This window comes from Leuconostoc miyukkimchii (assembly GCF_019656055.1).
Classification (GTDB): Bacteria; Bacillota; Bacilli; order Lactobacillales; family Lactobacillaceae; genus Leuconostoc; species Leuconostoc miyukkimchii.
Genome location: NZ_BPKY01000005.1, coordinates 85494 through 107776, shown reverse-complemented (window position 1 = coordinate 107776; position 22283 = coordinate 85494). Strand labels below are relative to the sequence as shown.

The 22283-nt window shown below is 36.5% G+C and carries 22 protein-coding genes and 2 tRNA genes; 3 read left to right on the top strand and 21 right to left on the bottom strand.

Translation table 11 applies throughout. From position 1 onward, the window contains the following. Positions 1 to 122 precede the first annotated feature (122 nt). The 5 genes from K5Q13_RS05845 to mutY all read right to left on the bottom strand — a co-directional run bounded on the left by K5Q13_RS05845 (position 123) and on the right by mutY (position 2938). Positions 123 to 195, bottom strand: a tRNA-Thr gene (locus K5Q13_RS05845). A 63-nt stretch (positions 196 to 258) separates the two neighbouring features. After that, a tRNA-Leu gene (locus K5Q13_RS05840) sits at positions 259 to 340 on the bottom strand. 44 nt (positions 341 to 384) lie between these two features. Continuing rightward, positions 385 to 777 (bottom strand): hypothetical protein, encoded by a 393-nt coding sequence (locus tag K5Q13_RS05835; RefSeq protein WP_220740773.1) that lies wholly within the window; start codon positions 775 to 777, stop codon positions 385 to 387. A 24-nt stretch (positions 778 to 801) separates the two neighbouring features. Continuing rightward, positions 802 to 1917, bottom strand: coding sequence for an AI-2E family transporter (locus K5Q13_RS05830; protein WP_220740772.1), 1116 nt, complete (start codon positions 1915 to 1917; stop codon positions 802 to 804). Beyond that, a complete protein-coding gene (gene mutY, locus K5Q13_RS05825) occupies positions 1907 to 2938 on the bottom strand; it encodes an A/G-specific adenine glycosylase (protein ID WP_220740771.1) in 1032 nt (343 codons plus the stop codon). Before mutY ends, K5Q13_RS05830 begins: the two co-directional genes overlap by 11 nt. A 126-nt stretch (positions 2939 to 3064) precedes the next feature. Between mutY and K5Q13_RS05820 the strand changes: the two genes are divergently transcribed. Both K5Q13_RS05820 and K5Q13_RS05815 read left to right on the top strand, forming a co-directional pair. Next, positions 3065 to 3208, top strand: coding sequence for a hypothetical protein (locus K5Q13_RS05820; protein ID WP_010015935.1), 144 nt, complete (start codon positions 3065 to 3067; stop codon positions 3206 to 3208). Positions 3209 to 3314: 106 nt separating this feature from the next. Then, positions 3315 to 4718 carry an MDR family MFS transporter gene (locus K5Q13_RS05815; RefSeq protein WP_220740770.1) on the top strand — a complete coding sequence of 468 codons (1404 nt, stop codon included), beginning with the start codon at positions 3315 to 3317 and terminating at the stop codon, positions 4716 to 4718. A 46-nt stretch (positions 4719 to 4764) separates the two neighbouring features. On the opposite strand, the gene thiD is transcribed toward K5Q13_RS05815, so the two are convergent. The 14 genes from thiD to K5Q13_RS09575 all read right to left on the bottom strand — a co-directional run bounded on the left by thiD (position 4765) and on the right by K5Q13_RS09575 (position 19064). Next, positions 4765 to 5571: a bifunctional hydroxymethylpyrimidine kinase/phosphomethylpyrimidine kinase gene (gene thiD, locus K5Q13_RS05810; RefSeq protein WP_220740769.1), complete on the bottom strand. Its 807-nt coding sequence runs from the start codon at positions 5569 to 5571 to the stop codon at positions 4765 to 4767. An 82-nt stretch (positions 5572 to 5653) separates the two neighbouring features. Continuing rightward, complete coding sequence (gene rlmH, locus K5Q13_RS05805; RefSeq protein ID WP_220740768.1) at positions 5654 to 6133, bottom strand: 23S rRNA (pseudouridine(1915)-N(3))-methyltransferase RlmH; 480 nt, start codon at positions 6131 to 6133, stop codon at positions 5654 to 5656. A gap of 652 nt (positions 6134 to 6785) precedes the next feature. Further along, positions 6786 to 7925, bottom strand: coding sequence for a S1C family serine protease (locus K5Q13_RS05800; RefSeq protein ID WP_220740767.1), 1140 nt, complete (start codon positions 7923 to 7925; stop codon positions 6786 to 6788). A 63-nt stretch (positions 7926 to 7988) separates the two neighbouring features. Beyond that, positions 7989 to 8765, bottom strand: a complete 777-nt coding sequence (gene yycI, locus K5Q13_RS05795; RefSeq protein ID WP_220740766.1) for a two-component system regulatory protein YycI — start codon at positions 8763 to 8765, stop codon at positions 7989 to 7991. 28 nt (positions 8766 to 8793) lie between these two features. Beyond that, a complete protein-coding gene (gene yycH, locus K5Q13_RS05790; RefSeq protein WP_220740765.1) occupies positions 8794 to 10092 on the bottom strand; it encodes a two-component system activity regulator YycH in 1299 nt (432 codons plus the stop codon). Next, positions 10082 to 11953, bottom strand: a complete 1872-nt coding sequence (walK, locus tag K5Q13_RS05785) for a cell wall metabolism sensor histidine kinase WalK (RefSeq protein ID WP_220740764.1) — start codon at positions 11951 to 11953, stop codon at positions 10082 to 10084. The genes yycH and walK overlap by 11 nt, the downstream gene beginning before the upstream one ends. 115 nt (positions 11954 to 12068) lie before the next feature. Further along, positions 12069 to 12776, bottom strand: a complete 708-nt coding sequence (gene yycF, locus K5Q13_RS05780; protein WP_220740763.1) for a response regulator YycF — start codon at positions 12774 to 12776, stop codon at positions 12069 to 12071. A 134-nt stretch (positions 12777 to 12910) separates the two neighbouring features. After that, a complete protein-coding gene (locus K5Q13_RS05775) occupies positions 12911 to 13891 on the bottom strand; it encodes a ribose-phosphate diphosphokinase (protein WP_220740762.1) in 981 nt (326 codons plus the stop codon). Between the two features lie 162 nt (positions 13892 to 14053). Next, positions 14054 to 14551, bottom strand: coding sequence for a thiol peroxidase (locus tag K5Q13_RS05770; protein ID WP_220740761.1), 498 nt, complete (start codon positions 14549 to 14551; stop codon positions 14054 to 14056). 61 nt (positions 14552 to 14612) lie between these two features. Next, on the bottom strand, positions 14613 to 15431 hold the full coding sequence (locus tag K5Q13_RS05765; protein WP_220740760.1) for a Cof-type HAD-IIB family hydrolase: 819 nt from the start codon (positions 15429 to 15431) through the stop codon (positions 14613 to 14615). Between the two features lie 271 nt (positions 15432 to 15702). Next, positions 15703 to 16935, bottom strand: coding sequence for an MDR family MFS transporter (locus K5Q13_RS05760; protein WP_220740759.1), 1233 nt, complete (start codon positions 16933 to 16935; stop codon positions 15703 to 15705). A 170-nt stretch (positions 16936 to 17105) separates the two neighbouring features. Next, positions 17106 to 17624, bottom strand: coding sequence for an NUDIX hydrolase (locus tag K5Q13_RS05755; protein ID WP_220740758.1), 519 nt, complete (start codon positions 17622 to 17624; stop codon positions 17106 to 17108). A gap of 127 nt (positions 17625 to 17751) precedes the next feature. Beyond that, positions 17752 to 18576 (bottom strand): histidinol-phosphatase HisJ, encoded by an 825-nt coding sequence (gene hisJ, locus K5Q13_RS05750; RefSeq protein ID WP_246574202.1) that lies wholly within the window; start codon positions 18574 to 18576, stop codon positions 17752 to 17754. Between the two features lie 215 nt (positions 18577 to 18791). Beyond that, on the bottom strand, positions 18792 to 19064 hold the full coding sequence (locus K5Q13_RS09575; protein ID WP_246574201.1) for a hypothetical protein: 273 nt from the start codon (positions 19062 to 19064) through the stop codon (positions 18792 to 18794). 395 nt (positions 19065 to 19459) lie between these two features. Here K5Q13_RS09575 and K5Q13_RS05740 point away from each other — a divergent pair, with 395 nt between their 5' ends. Next, positions 19460 to 19852: a RidA family protein gene (locus K5Q13_RS05740; protein WP_220740757.1), complete on the top strand. Its 393-nt coding sequence runs from the start codon at positions 19460 to 19462 to the stop codon at positions 19850 to 19852. 35 nt (positions 19853 to 19887) lie between these two features. Here K5Q13_RS05740 and ilvA read toward each other — a convergent pair whose 3' ends face one another. Continuing rightward, entirely contained in the window at positions 19888 to 21153 is a 1266-nt protein-coding gene (gene ilvA, locus K5Q13_RS05735) for a threonine ammonia-lyase IlvA (RefSeq protein ID WP_220740756.1), read from the bottom strand. A gap of 72 nt (positions 21154 to 21225) precedes the next feature. Further along, the gene (gene ilvC, locus K5Q13_RS05730) at positions 21226 to 22269 is read right to left on the bottom strand and encodes a ketol-acid reductoisomerase (RefSeq protein WP_220740755.1); all 1044 of its coding nucleotides are present in this window, start codon (positions 22267 to 22269) and stop codon (positions 21226 to 21228) included. Positions 22270 to 22283 lie beyond the last annotated feature (14 nt).

Below are 22283 nucleotides of genomic sequence, written 5' to 3'. Positions count from 1 at the left end.
TATGGTTAACATACTAGTAGTATAATACGACTCATCTAATTTGTAAAGCATACTAGTAGAAGCCAGTTAATTTTGCATAACAAAAAAGCAGTGATTATTAAAATCACTGCTTTTTTTGATAGTGCCGACTAGCGGAATCGAACCGTTGACCCCCTCATTACTAGTGAGATGCTCTACCAACTGAGCTAAGTCGGCAACTCCAAGTACTCAAGTATGCCTAAATCATACCAGATACCCCAGAGAATATAAATCCTCTTATACGGGTGACAGGAATCGAACCTGCACGCCTTGCGGCACTGGAACCTAAATCCAGCGCGTCTGCCAGTTCCGCCACACCCGCATCTTTATCGTTTACACAACTATATCAGTTTACTTTAAAAATGCTCATACGTCAACACTTATTTGCAAATTTTCTTTAAGTTGATGCTCTCGTGTCAATAAGTCAAACATAATACCGTTGTACAGCAACGTTTGCCACATACCTGGCGTATATTTTTCACCGCGAATAATGGCTGACATAACGGCACGTACGAGAGAATAATCATCCGAATGACTCGCAATTTCTGCTACCTGTTGCTCTGGTATCCCTTCGCGAAAATCATGTTGTCTCAAAGTACGATCAAAATTACGATCGTACTCATCCGATTTAAAATAGCTTTGAGTCAATTTTAAAATATCAACTGGATAAGAAGGATACGATCCGCCTACCCAAGGAATTTCTTTTCCTTTAGCCGCTTGAAGAATTGGAATATTTTTGTCAAAATCAAATGTCATCATGAATGTTCGCCTACCTTTACATTCTTATTGTAACAGATCTTTACTTTTTGTAAGTGAAATTAATTCAAATATAAACGCGATAACAACTCTCAGAACTGCATATACCGGTACAATAACAATCATACCAACAATTCCCCACAAGTTCCCTGCAACCATTAATAAAATCATAATGGTCAGTGGGTGTATCGCTAATGATTTGCCAATAACATTAGGATAAATAAAATTACCATCCAACTGTTGTACTACCGTCATCACAATAAACACCAATAGCATTTGCTTCCATGATTGCGTACTGGCAACAATTAAGGCAGGTATAACACCAATCCACGGACCAATATATGGCACAATATTGGTTATTCCAGCAACCACAGCAAGTAACCATGCGTATGGCTGACCAATCAACATATAACCAATTGCCATCGTCACGCCAACAAATAACATTTCAATGGCTTGACCTGAAATATATTTTTCTATCGTACTGTCCATTTTTGTTGTTAATTCAGAAATTTTCTGTGCATGACGATCTGGAAACGCCTTCTTAATTGCAGGTACTAAACGATCCCCATCACTTAACATGTAAAATAGAACAACTGGAATAGTAACCAAATTAATTGTTACAGAGGTAACTGTTGAAACGATTGATCCTAAAGTTCCTGCCGTCACTGTCAAAAATGATGCAGCATATTTACCAACAGCGTTTCTAATTTGATTGGCGTCGACAGACAGATTCAAATTTTCAAACCATTTACTACTAATTGTCTTTGTCGTAAAGCGTTGCATGTCTTGTGCGAATCCCGGCATAGCGGTAATCAGATTAGTTATTTCACGTATCAAGGTTGGTAAAAGACCAATTAGTGCACCAGCTATTACAGCTATAAATAAAAAAAATGTAATTATCACAGCTAATTTATGCGGTATTGGTTTGCCAAAAATTTTTATTTTTTGCACTAATTTCAAAATAGGCTTTAATACATAGTATAAAAAACCAGCAACTAGCAAGGGTACAAAAACAGTTGAGATAAAAACCGAAATTGGACGCATGATAAAATCAAATCCTGATACAATTAAAATCAACAATGACGCAGCTAAAAGCTCGATTGTCCAATAAAACAACTTTTTCAATTTGACATTAGGGAACATGATTGTAATCCTCCAAAGCTTTAAGTAGCTTGTGTTGTACGGTTGGCAACGACAAATCTTGCCATTCATTTGATGCTAAATATTTTTGATTTGATACTGGCTCAACATCGCGTTTGACTAACCATATTTCCCAACGTCTGTGAGTAAACACATGAACGATTGGTTTAATATTAAGCTGTTGTCCCTCAATGTTCTCAATACTATCAATCTCAATCAATGGAAATGTCCAAAAACTGGCAAGTAACCCAGTATCTGGTCTTCTTTCAAACAATAGCTTCCCTTGTTTTTCAGAAATTACTGCGACATACTGTTGTTTTACTGGTTTTTGTTTTTTAGTTTTAACTGGATAATTGGCTTCAACACCGTCACGAAATGCCGCATTAAATTCACGAACTGGTGAATTTAACGTGTCTGGATTTTTAGCAGTCATATAACTTGATCCCAAATCCATAATCGCTTGATTAAAATCACCTGGTCGCTGAGTATCTACAATAGGTGAAATAGCATCATAAAAAATCTTACGTGACTTAGTATTAGCGACGTCTGCTTCAATTTTAAGTAATCGACTAAAAACACGGTAAGCATTGCCGTCAACAGCAGGCACAACCTCGCCAAAACTAATTGAGGCAATTGCAGCTGATGTATATGGTCCTACACCTGGTAATTCCTGTAAATCATCGGCACTCTCTGGCCAATAACCATGTAATTCATCGACCACAAATTGGGCAGCTTTTTGTAAGTTGCGCGCTCTGGAATAGTAACCTAATCCTTCCCAGAGCTTCAGAACTTGTGTCTCTGGTGCGCTAGCCAAATCTTGTACTGTTGGTAACTCAAGCATGAAGCGTTCATAATAAGGTAAGACAGTATCAACCTGCGTCTGTTGTAGCATGATTTCAGATACTAATACACGATAAGGGTCGTGATTCAAACGCCAAGGTAAGTTAGCTCGTCCTTCTTTATCATACCAATCAAGTAATGTCCGGCGAAAATCTTCAATTGTTTGTTTAGACCATAATTCCATATATCTATTGTACCCTAATTCATCGGCATTTTAGTAACACTTATTTTTTAAAAGTATTGATTTTTAAGGTTTTATACCGTATAATAATATCTTGTATGTAAAACATTTGAAAAAGGAGTACCCATCATGGCATTAAAGAAGCCGCTTAATTCATTCGCCCGTGCTCGTAAGGTCGGACATAACTCAGCCAAGAAGCAACGTCAAACTGCTATCGCAAAGTTGCAACAATGGGCAAAAGGTAAGTCAGAAGAATTACCTGTTACAAAGTAATTAGCTCGATAAAAAACCAGTATTTTTACTGGTTTTTTATTTACATTTTTATTATATTATCATTAAACAAATGTTATAATCACTTTAAAGAAAGGTTGAATTACACTTGAATATATCACAAAAACAGAAATCAATCCTTGTAATCCTTGTAATTGGCGCATTTCTTGGATTTTTAAACCAAACACTGATGAATGTTGCCTTACCTAATATTATGAGCGAATTTCATATTAGCCCTGGCTTGGGTCAGTGGATTACAAACGGCTACATGTTAGTCAATGGCGTCATGGTCCCTCTGACTGCCTTTTTAATCCAGCGCTTATCAACTCGAAGGCTATACCTTACAGCTGCTGGTCTATTTGCTTTTGGCACACTAGTAGCCGGATTTGCGCCAAATTTTTCTGTTTTAATTATCGGACGTATGATACAAGCCTTGGGCGCTGGTGTTTTTGGTCCACTAATGAACGTGGTCGTTATGAACCTATTTCCACCCGACAAACGTGGTGGCGCAATGGGAATGATTGGCTTAGCTTTGAACTTTGCGCCCACAATTGGTCCAACTTTATCTGGATTAGTTGTCACTAACCTCTCTTGGCGTTACTTGTTTTTCATTGTTGCACCTTTGATTGTTGCAAATTTCATACTAGCCTATTTTTTGTTACAAAATATCGGCGAACCAAAAGTACTCAAATTTGATTTTATAGGAGTCGTTTTTTCCAGTATTGGTCTTGGTTCGTTATTGTATGGCTTTTCAAACGCCGGTGCCACACCTTGGTCTGAGTTCACAGTCTGGGGGTTTGTATTGATTGGTTTAATTGTTACTGGTTTGTTTGTTTGGCGACAATTTTCAACAAAAACACCATTACTTAACATGAATGTTTTGAAATATCGTGAATTTGTGATTGCCACGGTTATTAACATTGTTTTGATGATTGCCATGTATGGTGGTGCCTTGATGTTACCACTTTATATGCAAACAGTTCGTGGTGCTTCTCCCTTTGTATCAGGAATGGTATTATTTCCTGGCGCGCTCGTTACCGCCTTTATCTCACCTTGGAGTGGTCGATTGTATGATCAGTACGGCGTAAAATATCTGACATTGATAGGCATTCTAATCACTGCTTTAGGCTCAATTGTCTTAGCATCATTAACACTCACAACACCGCTTTGGTTTGCTGTTGTTGGGCAGTTTCTTCGCCAGTTCGGTCTAGTTTTGGTGCTTATGCCCATTCAAACAGAAGCATTTAACGCGCTACCATTATCGCTTATGCCTGATGGCTCAGCAATGTTTACCACGGTTCGTCAGATAGCAGCTTCCTTTGGTACAGCAGCTTTGGTCACAGTAATGACAAGATCCGCGCTCAACTATAATAACGCACACCCAAACAGCTCAGATGTACTTGTCCAATTACACGCTATTCAAATAACTTTCCTAACTGCAGCTGGCATTATGATTTTTGGTGCAGCACTAACATTCTTATTTAGAAATAGGCCACCAAAAGACCTGATTTAAAAAAATGATCATGTATTAATACATGATCACTTTTTTATAGACTGAATTAAATATTTTCTGATGCCCAATGATTGATAGGACCAAATTGATGACCAACCGCAATCTCATGCTCAATAGCTGTCATCGTGACATCATGTCCAATCTCAATAGCCTCTGCAACTTCTTTTCCTTTACCAAGTTCTGCAGCAATTGCTGCACTCAATGTGTCCCCTGTACCATTGATATGGGTTGTGTTGAAGAATTGATGACGCAGCCAAAAATCACGCCCATCAGCTAGTAGTACATAGTCAGCAACTTCGTCTTGGTCTGTTTGATTATGCCAACCTTTTACAACAACATTTTTAACACCTAATTTTTTTATATCATATGCCGCTCTACGTTGTTCATCCTCTGAATCAATTGTACGCCCTGTTAGCAGTTGCGCTTCAAAAAAATTGGGTGTTGCAACTTCAGCTAACGGCAGTAACTTAGTTTTCAATGCTTGAAATGCACTGTCGGCTAAAAGCTGCGCACCATGTTTGGTGGTGATTACTGGGTCAACTACCAGCGGACCAAAATCATATTTTTGATAAGCTGCCACCACTGTGTCAATGAGATCCGCATCCGACAACATACCTGTTTTACTGGCACGTATTTTAAAATCATCAGCTAACACCTCAAATTGCTTTTCGATAAAAGCTAATGGTAATGTTTCCGCAGCATGAATACCGTATGAGTTGCCGGCCACAGCAGCGACCAACACACTCATGCCATAAACTTTTCTAATAAAAAAAGTATGTAAATCAGCCTGCATTCCTGCAGAACCATCTGAGTCTGACCCAGCAATTGTTAAAATCTGTGGAAATTCATTCATAACAACACCCTCTTTTTAAAAATTATTATAGGAACAATTTGATTATTAAACAATCGATTAGGTAAAAAAGTGACTTAAAAATTTATTTGTGATACGGCGAGCCTTGTTGAATCATAAAAGCGCGATAAATTTGTTCAACTAATACTAATCTCATCAATTGATGCGGTAATGTTAATAGGCCAAAACTCATTTTCATGTTGGCACGTTGTTTAACAGCCGGATCCAATCCTAAAGATCCACCAATAACAAAAGTAATGTCTGAATAACCAGATACCATGATATCGGCTACTTTTTTAGAAAAATCCTCAGATGATAGTTGTTTTCCCTCAATTGCTAAAACAATGACAAAATCACGTGGTTCAATTTTTCCTTGAATTCGTTGCCCTTCTTTAGCCATAATTTGCTGATTTTGTGATAGGCTAAATTTTTCAGGGGTCTTTTCATCATTGAGTTCTATAATTTGTACTTTAGCAAAACGCGAGATGCGCTTTGTATATTCCAAAATGCCATCTTTAAGATAATTTTCTTTCAATTTACCAACTGTGATTAATTTAATATTCATTACATTCCCTAATTTTAAACTTTCTTAATATTATACACAGTTTGGCAAACATTTGTATTGTTAAAGTTATCCACAATTATCCACACGAACAACCAACTTTTAAAAGTTTCAAAAACCTATCACATCAACATATTAAGTGTTCGCATATTTTTTTATCCACAATTTTTTTATAAATAACGGCAAAATGTGGATAACTTTTAAAATGCTATATAGACTTATATTATCAAATGTTGCGTACAATTTTCTGAGTTATCCACATTTTTCAACATATTTATCCACAATTGTGGATAAGCACACCTGTTCCCTTAATAATAAAAATCACTTCAATCATTAAAGTTAACATTTAGCCTCAATATTTTAAAATAAAGATATTTATTCGTTAAATTTTCGTTAAAACACGTATAATAAGCATCTAGATACTACTATACTGCATTTTTTAATGTATTTTACTATCAAATAGCAAGTCTTAAGTTTTTTTTATCTTTTTAATCGACTTTTCCACAAATAAATAGTTTTTATCCACATCTTATTGGTTATTATAATAAATTATCAACAATGTTCTACAAGTTTTCAACATTTCAAAAAATGCTTATCTTGTTATATTTGTCAAGATAAAGTAAAGAAAAAACTAACATGTACTTAACTGTCCACGTTAGTTTTCTAATTTTTGTGTTAATTTAACCTTAACAGTTTTCTTACTTTCTTGGTGATAGTAGGTAATAGTGACTGTATCATTCAAATTATGTTTATAAAGTTCTTCACGCAAATCTGCCTGACCATTGACAGTCTTACCGTCAATTGCAGTAATGACATCATACTTCTTCAAACCGGCTTTATTTGCTGGACCATTTGGTGTTGTACTCATTACAACGACACCACCAGTAAGAAATTCAGGTGTTTTCAATAACTTCTTTTGATCATCTACAGTGACCTCAGAAAGTTCCACAAGGCCTATCCCAATTGCTGGTCTGGTTACTTTCCCATCTTTAACGAGCTTGTTAACGATATCGACAACTTGATCTGAAGGAATGGCGAATCCCATCCCCTCAACACTTGTTCCAGATGATGACGATGAAAGCTTCATTGAATTAATACCGACAACTTGCCCTTGAAAGTTCACCAATGGACCACCCGAATTACCAGGGTTAATTGCAGCATCAGTTTGAATAACAGTTGAACCACCATAATTTTGTCCATTTTCAGGCGTTGATTCAACTAATCTCTTTTTGGCCGATATAATACCTTGTGTTACCGAAGAGGCGTACTCTGAGCCAAGCGGTGATCCTATAGCTAGTACCTTTTGGCCAACTTGTATTTTATTTGAATCACCAAATTCTGCTGTTGTTGTTACATTCTTAGGATCGATTTTTAGCACCGCTAAATCTGTCATGGCGTCTTTACCAACCAGCGTTGCCACAACCTTCTTGCCGTCATGAAGCATGACTTGTATTTGATCAGCACCATTAATTACATGATTATTAGTGACTACATAGGCAGCATCTCCAGCTTTTTTATAAATGACGCCGGATCCTTCGGAGGATTCTTGAAAACTATTTGCACCAGATTTTGAAAAATTCAAAACAGATACAACGGCATCAGAAATTTTACCATATGCTGTTGTAGCTGTAGCATTTTCTGGAATTGCTGTTGTTTTGTCAGCTTTTGTACTAACTTTTTGTTTTGTTGTTTGTATGTTCTCAATGCTATGTTCTCCATACAAAACGACACCACCACCTAATACACCAGCGATTGCGCCCGTTAAAATAATTTTTGTTAATGATTGTTGTGCCATATTAGTCACCTGTTAGTTAGATTACTTTCAATTTTATACGCCAAAAATTAATATTACATTAAATCATTCCGATAAGTTATCACCTGTAAAAGCATTAATTTTTAAAACATACTTTTCTTTACCACTATATGCCTCAAATGCCCAAACAGGCAAATAAATGTCATAGCCATTAACTGTCAAACTTCTATCATATGATAAATAACCTTTTGATAGCTCGTCTCCACTACCAATTTCATTGTAACGATATAATGCAATAATCGCATCCTCTTCGGTTATTGTTGCACGAGCCTCACGAAGCTTTTCCACATTGACAAGCTGTGTTTGAGTAAACCCAGTAGGTATTTTATCACTATTATATCGAAAATTTATGATGCCATTATCAGAAATTACTGGTAATCCTTCGATACGCTGCGAATAGACTCTATCTGAGTTTCGCTTGTCAGCTGTTAGTATTGGATTATAATGATATCCGGCACTATAAGCAATAGCAGTCGGGTTGTTAATTTTTGAACCTGTATTCGTCCCATCTTTTAATATATCTGATGTCTTAAACCTTGCAATCACAGTATTTATGCTTGTCCCATTAACGATGTCTATTCCTGCAGGTAAATACATCGTATGCCTATCACCACGTTGTGCAGCAATATATCGGCTATATTTAACAGCAGTACTAAACTTCGGCAATTGAATTTTTTGTTTTTTCATTTCCGTAATGATGTCCATATTAGCATCTGTTACTTGCGCACTAGGTACCTGTCCCGAGCGCCACCAATTAAGTAGAAAAATATCTAACAAAAAGAACAAAATTAACATCAACACTTTAATTCGTCTAAATTGCATACTTTTCTCCTATCATTTATTCAGACATTTACCGTGCTTTTAAAAATGACGAAACGCTTTGCCAACCCGTGTGCGTTTCAATCATCCAAGTGGGTTGCATATTAACTGCCGCTTGACTGTCTTGATTAATCAACCATTCATATCCAGGTGTAATGAAATTATATTCTGTAGGCTTCACACCAGCCTCTGTAAGCTGTTTCATAACTTCTGCTGTTGAAGGCAAAACTACCTTTGCTTGCCTATTTGGTACAGGGACACCGATTTCATTAAGGGAATACGTGCTTGTTAAGTTACCCCGTTTATCCATTGTCATGTGGATAGCACCACTTTCAGACTGGAAGTAAACTGGAAATCCTTCAACATAAGTTCGGAAGGTTATTTTTTTTCCATCCTCTTGACTTTCATAAAAACGTGTATCAGTTAGATCAGATTGTACTAAATTAATTTGTGAGATACTTGTATTTAAGCGGTCAGAGTAACTTTTAGGCAACTTATTTTTAGGATTATTTTCTTCAAACGTGACCGTTTCCCAATTGGGATCATAGATTATTTTTTGATTATTAATTTTATTTGTATATATCGTCTTATTATTTTCTTCTGTAATCGTTAGTTGATTAATTGTGCCCAATAATGCTGAAACATATGTTTTTGGATCGCGATGATTAACTAGATAAGAATAGACTGGTAATGCTAACTTTTTAGGATAATTTAACATCACTCGGCCATTATAAGATTTGAAGTCAATCGTTAAATTTTTTGGTAATTTATTAACCTGTTGCCAAACACTATTTGTATCAAGCTTTTTAATTGACACAGTTGTTATATAATTTGTTTTGGTATTAACAAAATATCCCTTATTCGAGTGATCAAGGGGCAACACAAAATAATCAAAATTACTATTTTTATTTGTTGCAACGTTTTGACTGTAGCGTGTATTAAAAAAAGACATTGGTATCACATCTGGATAACGAAAAATTTGTGATTTTTTAAGTGATAATACTTTTTTTATTTCTGATAAAGTAGCTTGTTTGGTTTTTGAATCCGTTATTTGAGAATTGGTTAGTGCGTTACCTATTTTTTTAATCTTTTCATCAGTAGTATTTGTAACTAACTGTTGTTTACCACTAGCCTTGGTTACAACATATTGCGTTGGACGAAAAACTTCAAATAATTGCTGCTCTGGTTGCTGTGCAGTCGCTTGATCTGGTGCTTCACGTTTTCCAAAAGAGCTAAAAATAAAACACGTTAGGGCAACAGAAATAGCAACGGCAATAAAAAGTAGGACACTTAAAACTGAACTTTGTATAAATTTATTTTTATTCCGCATCCCAATCATCCTCCTCAATGACTGCATCATCGACGTAAGCAAGTGAAATATAAAAAGTTGAGCCCCTATTTTCTACAGAATCAACCCAAATCCGGCCATTAAATCTTTCTACTACTTCTTTTGAAATCGCTAAACCAAGCCCCGTGCCACCCTGCGCACGAGAACGCGACTTATCAACACGGAAAAAACGGTTAAATATATTATCTAGGTCTTTACGCGGAATACCTAAACCTTGATCGGAAATACTTAAAATAGCACGTGTTTTAGTTTTAATTAAACGTGCTGTGATTGTCCCACCATCAGGAGAATACTTTACGGCATTATTCATAATATTATCAAGAACCTGTGTGAATTTGTCGGGATCCACTTCCACCCAAACATCTTCATTTGTGAATTCTCTTTGAATATTATAATTTTTATTGGGCGTGTCCGCATTCTTAGCGTCATTTTCAATAATCATATCAAAACGATTTAAAACAAAGTTAAAGAGGCTATTTAAATTAACGACTTCAAGCCGAACATCCATTGTCCCTTGATCCAATCGGGACAACGCCAGAAGATCATTAATCATACGAATCATACGTTGTGTCTCATCTTGAACAACACCCAAAAAGTTTTGAGCCATTTCTGGATCACTAATCGCCCCTTCGGCCAGTGCATCAACATATGAACGAACTGATGTTAAAGGTGTTCTTAACTCATGAGACACATTCGAGACAAACATTCGACGTTCTGAGTCAATACGTTGTTGTTCGGTAATATTATGCAAAACAACCACTAAACCTGAAATAAATCCTGATTGACGTTTGATTAGGGACACATAAGCCTGAATCAAGATATCTTTGCTATCATCTGACAAATCGATTCGAAAATCATCGAGATTCTCTAGTATGTCACGTAATGTTTTCTTTCCTTGAAGTCCTAAGAGATCTATGACGTTTTTTCCTAGTGCAGATTCACGCTCAATACCGACAAAATCAGCAGCTGCTTGATTAATAATTGTTATTTCGCCACGACGATTAGCTGCTAAAACGCCATCGGCCATGTGTGTCAAAACTGAATCTAACCGATTACGCTCTGCGTTCACAGTTTCTGTTGATTCTTCAACTCGTGTTGATAATTCGTTGACAGACTGCGCTAAATGCCCTAATTCATCAGAACCATAGATATGATTCACCATAGAATAATCACCACTAGCAATTTTGGTAGTTTGCTCATCAATTTGAGCAATCGGACGAGTTAGTGTTCGAGCTAAGAACAATGCTAAAGTAATACTAACCACCAGTGCTATTAATCCTGCAATAATGAACAGCTTCATCACGCTATTAACATTTCGATAAACCGGTAGTAAGCTTGCCTTAACAACAATCACACCGGTTACGTCACGCACTCGTCCAGTTGTTGTACCAAGGGTTGTTGTCATCAACTCTTTTCGTTCACCATTTTCACTAATAGTGCGCGATTTCAAAAAAGATTGTTCACCAGCAATGGCTCTTTGAGCATTAAGATCCGTTGTTTTTTGTCCAATTGTTTGTTGCCCAGAGATTGATAACGTACCACGAATAGTACCTGTCTTATCAATTACCTGCGCTTCTTGGAGAGTTGTATTGTTTAAACCAGTTAATACATCTTGAATGGCATGATTTCCTGCATTAACATCTTGATTTCTAAGCGCCGTGTTGATTTGATCAGTCACATATTTTGGTAATGTTATTTGTTGTTGAAATGTTGCTAAATTTTGCTGTTCTATTTGTCGTACAAAAAACGCACCCAAAAGCTCGAGTGCGATAATCATTAACAACACAAAAACAAGTGTGATACGAAAACGTATTGATTTAAAAAAGTTAGTCTTAATATTCATAATTGCTGACGCAAAGCGTCTGTCCCCTTGAAGTCTCAGCAGAAGAAACATCCTGATTGCGCTATCTAACAAAATATAATGAGCTAATTTGCCTGACTACTATACCAATAGTTATTTAGTCTTCATCTGGACGTAAATAATAGCCCACGCCACGTCGTGTTGCCAACCAATTAGGATGACTTGGATTATCTTCTATTTTTTCACGCAATCGACGAACTGTAACATCAACCGTACGTACGTCACCAAAGTAATCATAACCCCATACTTGTTGAAGTAAGTGTTCACGTGTCATAACTTGACTGATATGCTGCGCTAAGTAATATAATAGTTCAAATTCACGGTGCGTCAATTCTATATCTTGACCAGCCTTTGAAACCATATAAGCTTGTGGGTGTATTGTTAAATCACCCAGCTCAATATCTTCCGTATTCACAACATTATCATCACTATGCTGCGCAACAGCTTTACGACTACGAAGATTGGCCTTAACACGTGCAACCAGTTCTCGATTCGAAAACGGTTTTGTCACATAATCGTCAGCGCCCATCTCTAATCCTAATACCTTATCAATTTCAGAATCTTTGGCAGTAACCATAATAACTGGCACTTCTGACTTGGAACGAATTTGACGTAACACTTCAACACCATCAATTTCTGGTAACATTTGATCAAGCAAAACAAGATCAGGATTTTCCTCATTGAACATTGTCAATGCTTCCTGACCGTCTGCTGCTGTAATTACTTCATAGCCTTCTTTAGCTAAATTAAATTTAATGATATCTGAGATTGGCTTCTCATCATCCACAACCAAAATTTTACTCATGGACGTTCTCCTCACGTATTTTTACTGGTTTGTCTACTATACCTAAGTATATCATTTTTTTACCTTTCTGTAATATTTAACAAAAAAAACCGAATTTAATCAGTTTTTATCAAAAAATTTTAATATGTTAAATATTAATGCGAGCGCCGGTGAAAACGATTCTTAAATAATGACGAAATTGCTTCATTATTGTTTACGCGTCGGATAGCCTCACCAATTAGTTCTCCAACTGATACAATTTCTAACTTATCGAACTTTTTCTCTTCTGGTAAATTAATAGAGTCAGTTAAAATAACTTTTGTGAAAACTGAATTCTGTAAGCGTTCAACAGCAGGACCTGAGAATACTGCGTGTGAAGCGACAACGTATACTTCTTTAGCACCATGAGCCATGATGAGTTCTGCCCCTTGGGTAATTGTTCCCGCGGTATCGATCATGTCATCAATCATAATTGCCGTTTTGCCTTTTACATCACCCACAATACTACCAATTTCGGCGACATTGGGCTTTGGTCTACGCTTATCAATAACTGCAACCGGTGATTCTAGTTCCAACATATTATTTAAATTACGCGCACGTGTCATACCACCATGGTCAGGAGAAACTATCACTGCATTTTGCTTATCTGCGATGCCTGATTCAATCAAGTAGTCAGCTAACAATGGTGCGCCTTGTAAGTGATCCATTGGAATATCAAAAAATCCTTGAATTTGCGCAGCATGTAAATCTAGTGCTAAAACACGTGTCGTGCCAGCTCTCTCCAACATATTTGCTACAAGTTTTGCGGTAATTGGCTCACGCGAGCGTGCCTTACGATCCTGTCTTGCATAACCATAATATGGTAATACAACGTTAATTTGATTGGCAGAAGCGCGCCGTAGTGCGTCAATCATAATCAAAAGTTCCATAAGATTATCATTAACTGGTGCGGAAGTTGATTGAATAACAAAAACATTATCTCCTCGAATGCTCTCTTCAATGTTTATCTGTACTTCACCGTCGGCAAATCTTTTAACAGATATTTCGCTCAACGGTACGCCAACTGAATCAGCAATTTTTTTTGCAAGTGGTTCATTTGAGCTGAGAGAAAAAAGTTTCAATTTAGGTTCTGGCATGTCTGGCTCCAAAGATTTTATGTGAAATTCACGTTCATGTTTATTTTAACAAAAAAAATTAACAAAAGCCACTAACGTCGTGGTTCTTTGTTAATTTTAAAAAAATATACCTCAGTATAGCAATACACTGTTCAATTTTAAATTATAGCAATGATTTAACGCTTATACAGCCAAAGTTCGCAAGGCTTTCAAGGCATCCTCATAATCTGGTTCTTCTGAGACTTCTGGTACGATTTGCGCATAACGCACAACACCTGCTGCGTCTACAATATAAACTGAGCGCGTATCAAATCCTTGAGATGGTATATATAGCTTTGTTGCATACCCAAATGATTCTTGTTCATCTGACAACACGCGTAAATTGTCTACACCTTCAGCAGCACACCAATCACGCTGTTCATCTATAGAGTTGGTTGAGATGGTCAGAAATTGTACATTTTTAAACTGATCAACCGTTTGATTAAAGTAACGTGTTTGTAAGGAGCACGTTGCTGTGTTTAAATCAGGTACAACTGAAATCAGAGTTAATTGACCAACTAAATCAGCCGTCTTAACTTTTTCTCCATTTTCGTCCTCTAATTTAAAGTGTGGTAACGTTTCCCCAACCTTTAATGGTTCTCCAACTAATTCTGTGGCTTCTCCAGATAACAATACATTCATTTTTGCGACCTCCGCATTTATTTTCTATAACAATATCATTCTAAATCAATTACCAGTTCTGTCATTCATCCAAGACAAAACGATTAATCGCATGCGCGACACCCGATTGATTGTTTGAAGTGGTCTGATAATTTGCGATTGCTTTTAAGTCTGCAATTGCATTTTTCATAGCAACACCAACACCAGCTTGTTGAATCATAGAGTAGTCATTAGCCTGATCTCCAATGGCCATAGTCTCCACTTGTTTAACACCCAAAAGATCTGCTAATGCTAGTAGTGCATTACCTTTTGAAGCATTTTTATCGATAAATTCTAAGTTATTTGCCGTAGAACGAATCACATTAACAAGACTAGAAATTTCATTTGGCACTGCAGCCTGAACGATATCTAGTTCATCGCTCTCAGCATTAGCAATGGCCTTAATAAATTCTATTTGATCTAAATCAGATGTTTTGTCTAAAACAAATAGTGGTAAATCAACTAAACTGTTTTCAAAACTAGCCCAATGATTAATTTTATGATTCGTAGTGTATGCAGCATCTTTAGTCTCAACCTGTACATATGTATCTTGGTTAATCATGAATGCATTGATCTTCTGAAATGCTTGCAAATCTAATGGTTGGTGGAAAAGTGTTTTTTTACCACTCGCCGTTTGAACCAACCCACCATTATAGGTAATCACATATTGATCATCACCACTAATTCCTAAATCAGCCAAAATGTCACGAACACCTGGTAATGGTCTACCGGTTGTAATTACTATTTTAACACCCTTTGCTAAAGCTTGCTGAATACTCGCCTTGACTTCTTGTGTGATTTCTCGTCGATCATTGAGCAATGTACCATCAATATCTATTGAAACAATTTTAATTTCTGACATAGTTTAGTTTTGTAATCACATCACTTGCGTTTAATTAACTTGTCATAGTCAAGCACTGACTTTTTAAGATAATAGCCCACAATGAGTTGTGCACAGTTACATTTCCTTTCATCAAGCAATTTATTAGATATTGTGACACATACTAATCTATATCTACAAAAATCTTATTTACATTATATCAAAGAAAGCACTTACAAAACATTAAAAATAGTAGAAATCATGAGATTAGAGTGCCATATGTTATTAAGTTTACACATTACTTCATGGTCAACTACCTTGTTCGATTTTCACGTAACATGATCACCGATAAATAAGTGAACCATACGCTCACTCCAGTTGCGATTAACAATAATACAGCTGCACCAATATTACCAATAAACACAGAAGCGCTAACAATGCCTGAAGATAAAATATAGCCAACCGGACGCGTTGCCGAACTAAATCCACTGTACACGCCGATTTTTTCTTGATCCATCATTTCAGCTCTAAGTGACTGACTGGCCGGTGTCACGATCATTTCACCAAAGGTTAATACGACAGTCACAATTAGCAAAGGCCAAAAATCAGTTAGTAAAAACATCATGGCAAATCCACCACCCTGAATAATGGTACCAACAAAACTTGATTTCATATCTGACCATCTCGAAAATAATTTTGTCATAGTTCCCATTAACAAAACAATGATCACTGTGTTTGTAATTGTAATGACAGATAACATGCGTTGTCCAAATATTGGTACATTCAGAAAAGTTAGATCATGAAAACTTTGTGCAAGATGAGCTGCTAAGTAATAATCCGGTGATGAAAAAATGACTGTTATACCAATACCTGCTACCATAAATTTTAAATAACGCCTATCAGAAAACACAACTTTATAGCTCTTAACCACATCCCAAACTGATTGCCCATGAGACTGACGTTTTTCTTTAGGGAAAGTTTCTGTAATCCAAACCAGTACAATGATTAAACTAATTATTGCTCCAACGGCTGTTCCAACAAGTAACTCGAAACGTGCGGTTTTAAAGAACCAACCTCCAAGTGCCGCTCCAATCATAACAGATAAGTTAATGACCCAGTAAATCATGGCATATATAAACTTTCGATTTTGTAAAGTGGAAACGTCAATCATCATCGCTTCTTCAGCAGGCGAGGCAAAGCTTAGTCCAATCGTTGCCAACAGAAAGCCAAAAAAGGTAACATATGGATTAACATAAAGCGGTGAATTCATACTTGCCGCAATAATATATCCCACAGCCATAGCAGCGACACCAGTAAGCATCACTGGTTTACGCCCCCACGAATCTGCTAAGTGTCCACCATATAATCCAGCTATAAAACCAGCTATTTGTACAGAAACTAGTAGCATCCCCGTTAAGAAAGCGCCAAAGTACTCAACATAATAGATGGTCATATTCGGACCAACAGAGGAGCCAATGGCAATTGTAATAAACATGATTACAATACGTAATTGAATATTGCGATCCAATTTAAAAAAGTCCGACATCCTCGTCACTCCTTGATTTTGTTTAATAAATCATCATCAAATTCAAATAAAAAGCGTATGCTAATATGTTTTAATAAACAACGCATACGCCAACTATCATATCAAATTACACAATAATTCGCAATTAAACTAGTGTGATTTTTGCGATAATAATTAATGATATCTTATATTTAAAATAACATTGAATGTGCTGTTAAAAACAATTCACTATCATTAAATCCGTTATGATTATTAATTTTGATTGCTTCAGACAACGTTGTCCATCGTAGAGATGCAACTTCTGACTCTTGCCGTTTTAAATTGGCTACAGATGCATCAATACGTACCACATACCAATCTTCAATCCAATCTGCGTATTGCCGTGAGACAAAAAAATGCAGTTTGTCAGCGTCCACTATTAATTGTAGCTCTTCTCTCAATTCTCGAACCATTGCCTCTTCGCTAGTTTCTCCAGCTAAGACTGATCCGCCTGTATCAGCTGTCCACATACCAGGATAGCTCATTTTTTCAAAAGAACGCTGTTGCAGTAAAATTTCATCAGTTGACTTAAATATTAAAGCATTGACTACCAAATGAAAATCATTATCATTTAACTTGTCACCTCGATGATGTGTACGTCCTGTCAGATGTTTTTTTGAATCATAAACATCCCATAATTCCCCTAATTTATCTGCACGTCCAATGGTCATTATATGTTCCTTTCATTACAGCTCTTAAATCATTCTCAAACCAAGAACTTTAAACGTAGTAATATGCTAAAAAGCATTGTCATCATCGTTTTAAAACCCGGTCAGTATATTTTGTACATGAAATATATTATTGACGAAGTACATTATCCAGATCAAAAAAGTTCATACCAACTTCGTCAGATGATTTTGCATCAGAACCATAAACAATATCCAGACCCATATCTTTGGCTGCTAGAACAATATCAAACTGTGGGTATGTCTCACCATTAGTAACATCTCTTAGCCCTGATGTATTAAATTCCAATTGATAACCTCGGGTTTGCATCATTTGCAAAATATCCCCAATTGATTTATAAATATCATCTGAATAGTCTGGTAATTTTAATGGTTTCTGGAATTTTCTAACCAATCCTAAGTGTCCAATTCGAATCGGAACATCAATCCCTAAAATGGCTTCAACACTTTGAGCGACAGTATCAAAATAATTTTTATAGAATAGTTGCGGATCACTCAACATATTTTCAAAATGTTTTTTTAGATATTCTGCTGAATAATCAATCGGTAATATCTCGCCAGAATCACTTTTTATAAAATGTACGGCTAAAATAATTTCATCAATCCAATCTTTATTTGCCTTTAAAAATTGACGTGTATCAGTTTCATGAGCAGAAAAATAGTCAACCTCAAAACCGCGCCTAATTTTTATTTTATTACCATACTTCGCCATAACACGCCTAGTTTCCTCTTTAATAGCCGTTATGTCAGATGTATCAATAAAATGATAGTGTGGTGGTAAATTTATATTTGCAACCAATGGTGCATGTTCTGCAATGGTATACTCTTGGATCCCAAGATCAATTGCTTTTTCGATATACATATCAATTGTTTCATTTGATTTTTTATTTAAAAAAGGTGTATGTGTATGACCATCTTTTTTTGACAATTCCATCATTATACCCTCCAGCCAATAAACTATCTATATTTTACCTATAAAAATATAAAAAAGCGAACCAAGCCGTTGCTCGATTAGCTTTCTTGCTTAATTATGATTTAAAAATTTAAAATTACTTAAATGGTGACCAATTCCAGTCAGTAAATTCTTCGATATCACGACCTTCATTACGAGTAAACTTGTTGTATTAACAATTTAAAATCTTATACAAGTGCCTATTGAACTGCAAATTTTACATCTAACAAAATTTGACGTTGATTGTTAATCAGTGTGCCATCAATATCGATAGACATAATTCCTTTGCAAATTTCATAATTATTAAAACATTCTTTTAAAATAAGCTTAGCAGTATCTTGTCCAGTCGCCATCATCAAATCGTTGTCGTCTACATTGATTTGTGGTAATTGATATAATATTTGCCCACTATTATTTTTCATAGATACCGGCATTGTTTCAGGTAGGCCCGTGATTCTTTTGGCTTTCTTCATTTAAAATCTTGTCGATCTCATTTAGGAGCAACAACATCTAAGCTGGCTGCTGAATAATAGTTGATATCACACGAGGTAATGATACATAGTTTACGACAACATCGGGATATATTCTAGCAATCTTTTCAGTAGCTCGTACCCATATTTTTGATTCACGAAGAATTTGGTTTGATAATGGTTCATTACATGAAAGCACTGCGTTAACGCCAAAAGGAAGTTCCGTCACCTCCAAAGTAGTTGACTTAATGATGTCTAAGAGTCTATCAATTACATTGCCAATTTTTTATCACCTTTTAATATTGCTAATTTATACTCCATAACTTTTCCTTTTTATTCTACAAACGTTGCATAATATAGATTTTTAGATTAAAATATCAACCAGGAGGACATTATCCATGTCAAAGAAAGTCGTTTCAACAACTAAAGCGCCCAAAGCACTCGGCCCCTATTCGCAAGCCATTTTAAATGACAATACATTGTACATTTCTGGACAAATTGGTATTAATCCAGAAACCGACGAATTTGCTGGCGCTACGACAGCCGAACAAGCACATCAAATTTTTGATAACATTGATAATATTTTACACGAAGCTGAATTTTCAAGAAATAATATCGTAAAAGCTGCATTGTTTTTTGATGATATTACAGACTTTTCACTAGTTAACGATATCTATGCACAATACTTCGACACAACTTCGGTTGAAGAGTTCCCTGCTCGTTCAGCCGTTCAAGTAGCTGCTTTACCTAAAAATGCTAAATTAGAAATCGAAATTACCGCTATGAAATAAAAACTTGATTTAATAAAATCAAGTTTTTTCTTTTCCTACACTAACATATTGAAAAGCACAGTATTTTCTTGCAAATTGATATATTTTGGAAAAAAAGCTGCTAAGCGGGCCGTTAAATCATCTACTTTCGTAACGGGATCCAGCAGAATACCAACCATGACAGATCCTGTTTCAGAGTTTATTTTCTTAGTGTACTCAAAACGAGTAATATCGTCGTTTGGACCTAGAACATCATTTACAAATTGCCGTAACGCCCCAGGTCGTTGCGGAAACTCAACTAAATAAAACTGTTGGCGTCCCTTATACATTAATGCTTTTTGTTCCATTTCTTGCATACGGCCAATGTCATTGTTTCCACCAGAAACAACTAGAACAACATTTTTCCCTACAATATCACTAGCCATAAAGTCCAGACTAGCTATTGGCATTGCACCTGCTGGCTCAGCAACAATCGCTTCATAAGTATATAGATCTAAAACGGATTGAGCAACCTTACCTTCCGGAATGCCTAACAACTTATCTACATACTGTTGCGCTTGATTGTACGTAAATTGACTAACACGGGCAACAGCTGCTCCGTCAACAAAATGATCAATATTTCCAACCGTTACCGGTTTTTTTGCCTCAAAAGCAGCTTGCATTGAACGTGCAGTTTGTGGCTCTACGCCAACAACTGTTGTTTGTGGTGATGTTTTTTTTGAATAGGTTGCTAAACCACCAATCAAACCACCACCACCAACAGATGCGACCAAATAATCAACTGCAAGATTTTGCTTTGCTGCATCTTCAAATATTTCTACCGCCACCGTTCCTTGCCCAGCCATGGTACGGCGGTCATCAAAAGGAGCCACAAAGAACATATTATGTTTTTCAGTGTATTCAAACGCTGCACTTTGTGCCTCGTCAAAGGTATCACCGACTAAGATTACTGTAACGTATTGACCACCAAAACGTTTAACCGCTTCTACTTTTTGATTTGGTGTAGTGACTGGCATAAAAATAGTTGATTGTATCTTTAAATTATGACACGTATCGGCTACGCCTTGCGCGTGATTTCCAGCCGAAGCAGCAACAACTCCATTATTGAGCTTTTCTTTCTCTGCCTTAATGATATTGTAGTAAGCACCACGGATTTTGAAAGAACGAACCCGTTGTACATCTTCTCGTTTAAGGTATACATTCGCTTTATATTTTTTTGAAAGGTAGTCATCATATGCCAATGGCGTATGCATTACTACCTTTGACAAGACTCGATGTGCCTCGTCTATTTCTTCAGCCGTTAGCTTTTCAACAGTCGCCATATATTCCATCTCCAATTCTTCATTAACTTTATGTACGAAAAGCACTACGTTTTAGTAATGCTTCTTATTTTGTTACTTAGCCGCTGAAAATTGCTCAGTATCTGCTGCTGTTGAGTACTTATCTGCATCTGAAATCCATGGCATCATAGCACGAACCTTCTTACCCGTTTGTTCATACAAACTGCTCTTATACTCTGTGCGCATCTTTTCCAAATTTTGCAAACCAGAATTGTATTCTGCCACCCACTTTTTAGCATAAGTACCATCTTGAATATCCTTCAAAACATCTCGCATCCCTTGTTTTGATTCTTCAGTGATGATGCGTGGTCCATTCAACATTTCACCATATTCACAAGTATTTGAGCAATCATGTCTCATTTTCTCGAAACCACCCTCAAAGATCAAATCAACAATCATCTTCATTTCATGAGACGTTTCAAAATAAGCCAGTTCAGGTGAATAACCTGCTTCCACCAACGTGTTGAATGCTGCCTCAATCAATTGTGTCAATCCACCACAAAGTACAGCTTGTTCACCAAACAAATCTTCCGTTGTTTCTTCTTCAAAAGTCGTTTCCAAGATACCTGCGCGACCTGAACCAATACCTTTCGCATAAGCCTTGGCTACTTCAGCTGTATCACCCGTAGGATCTTGATGAACACCATACAAAGAAGGAATCCCACCCCCTTCAACGAATTGGCGACGTTCAATATTTCCTGGACCCTTTGGCGCAATGATCATGACATTAATATCAGTATTTGGCTTAATCAAGCCATAAACAATGTTGAATCCATGAGAGAATCCAAGGTAAGAACCTGCCTTAAGGTGAGGCTCAACTTCTTTCTCCCAAACTGTCGCTTGCAATTCGTCAGGGGTTTCCATCATAACAACATCCGCTTGTGCCGTTGCTTCAGCAGCTGAATAAACTTCGAAGCCATCTTTTTTAGCGCTATCAAAAGATTTCCCCGCGCGCAATCCCAAGATAACATCAAATCCCGAGTCGCGTAGATTATTCGCTTGAGCATGTCCTTGTGCACCATAGCCAATAACCGCAATTTTTTTATTTTCCAATGCTGTTGTATCAATATCTTTGTCATAAAACATTTTTGTGGTCATAATAAAATCCTCCG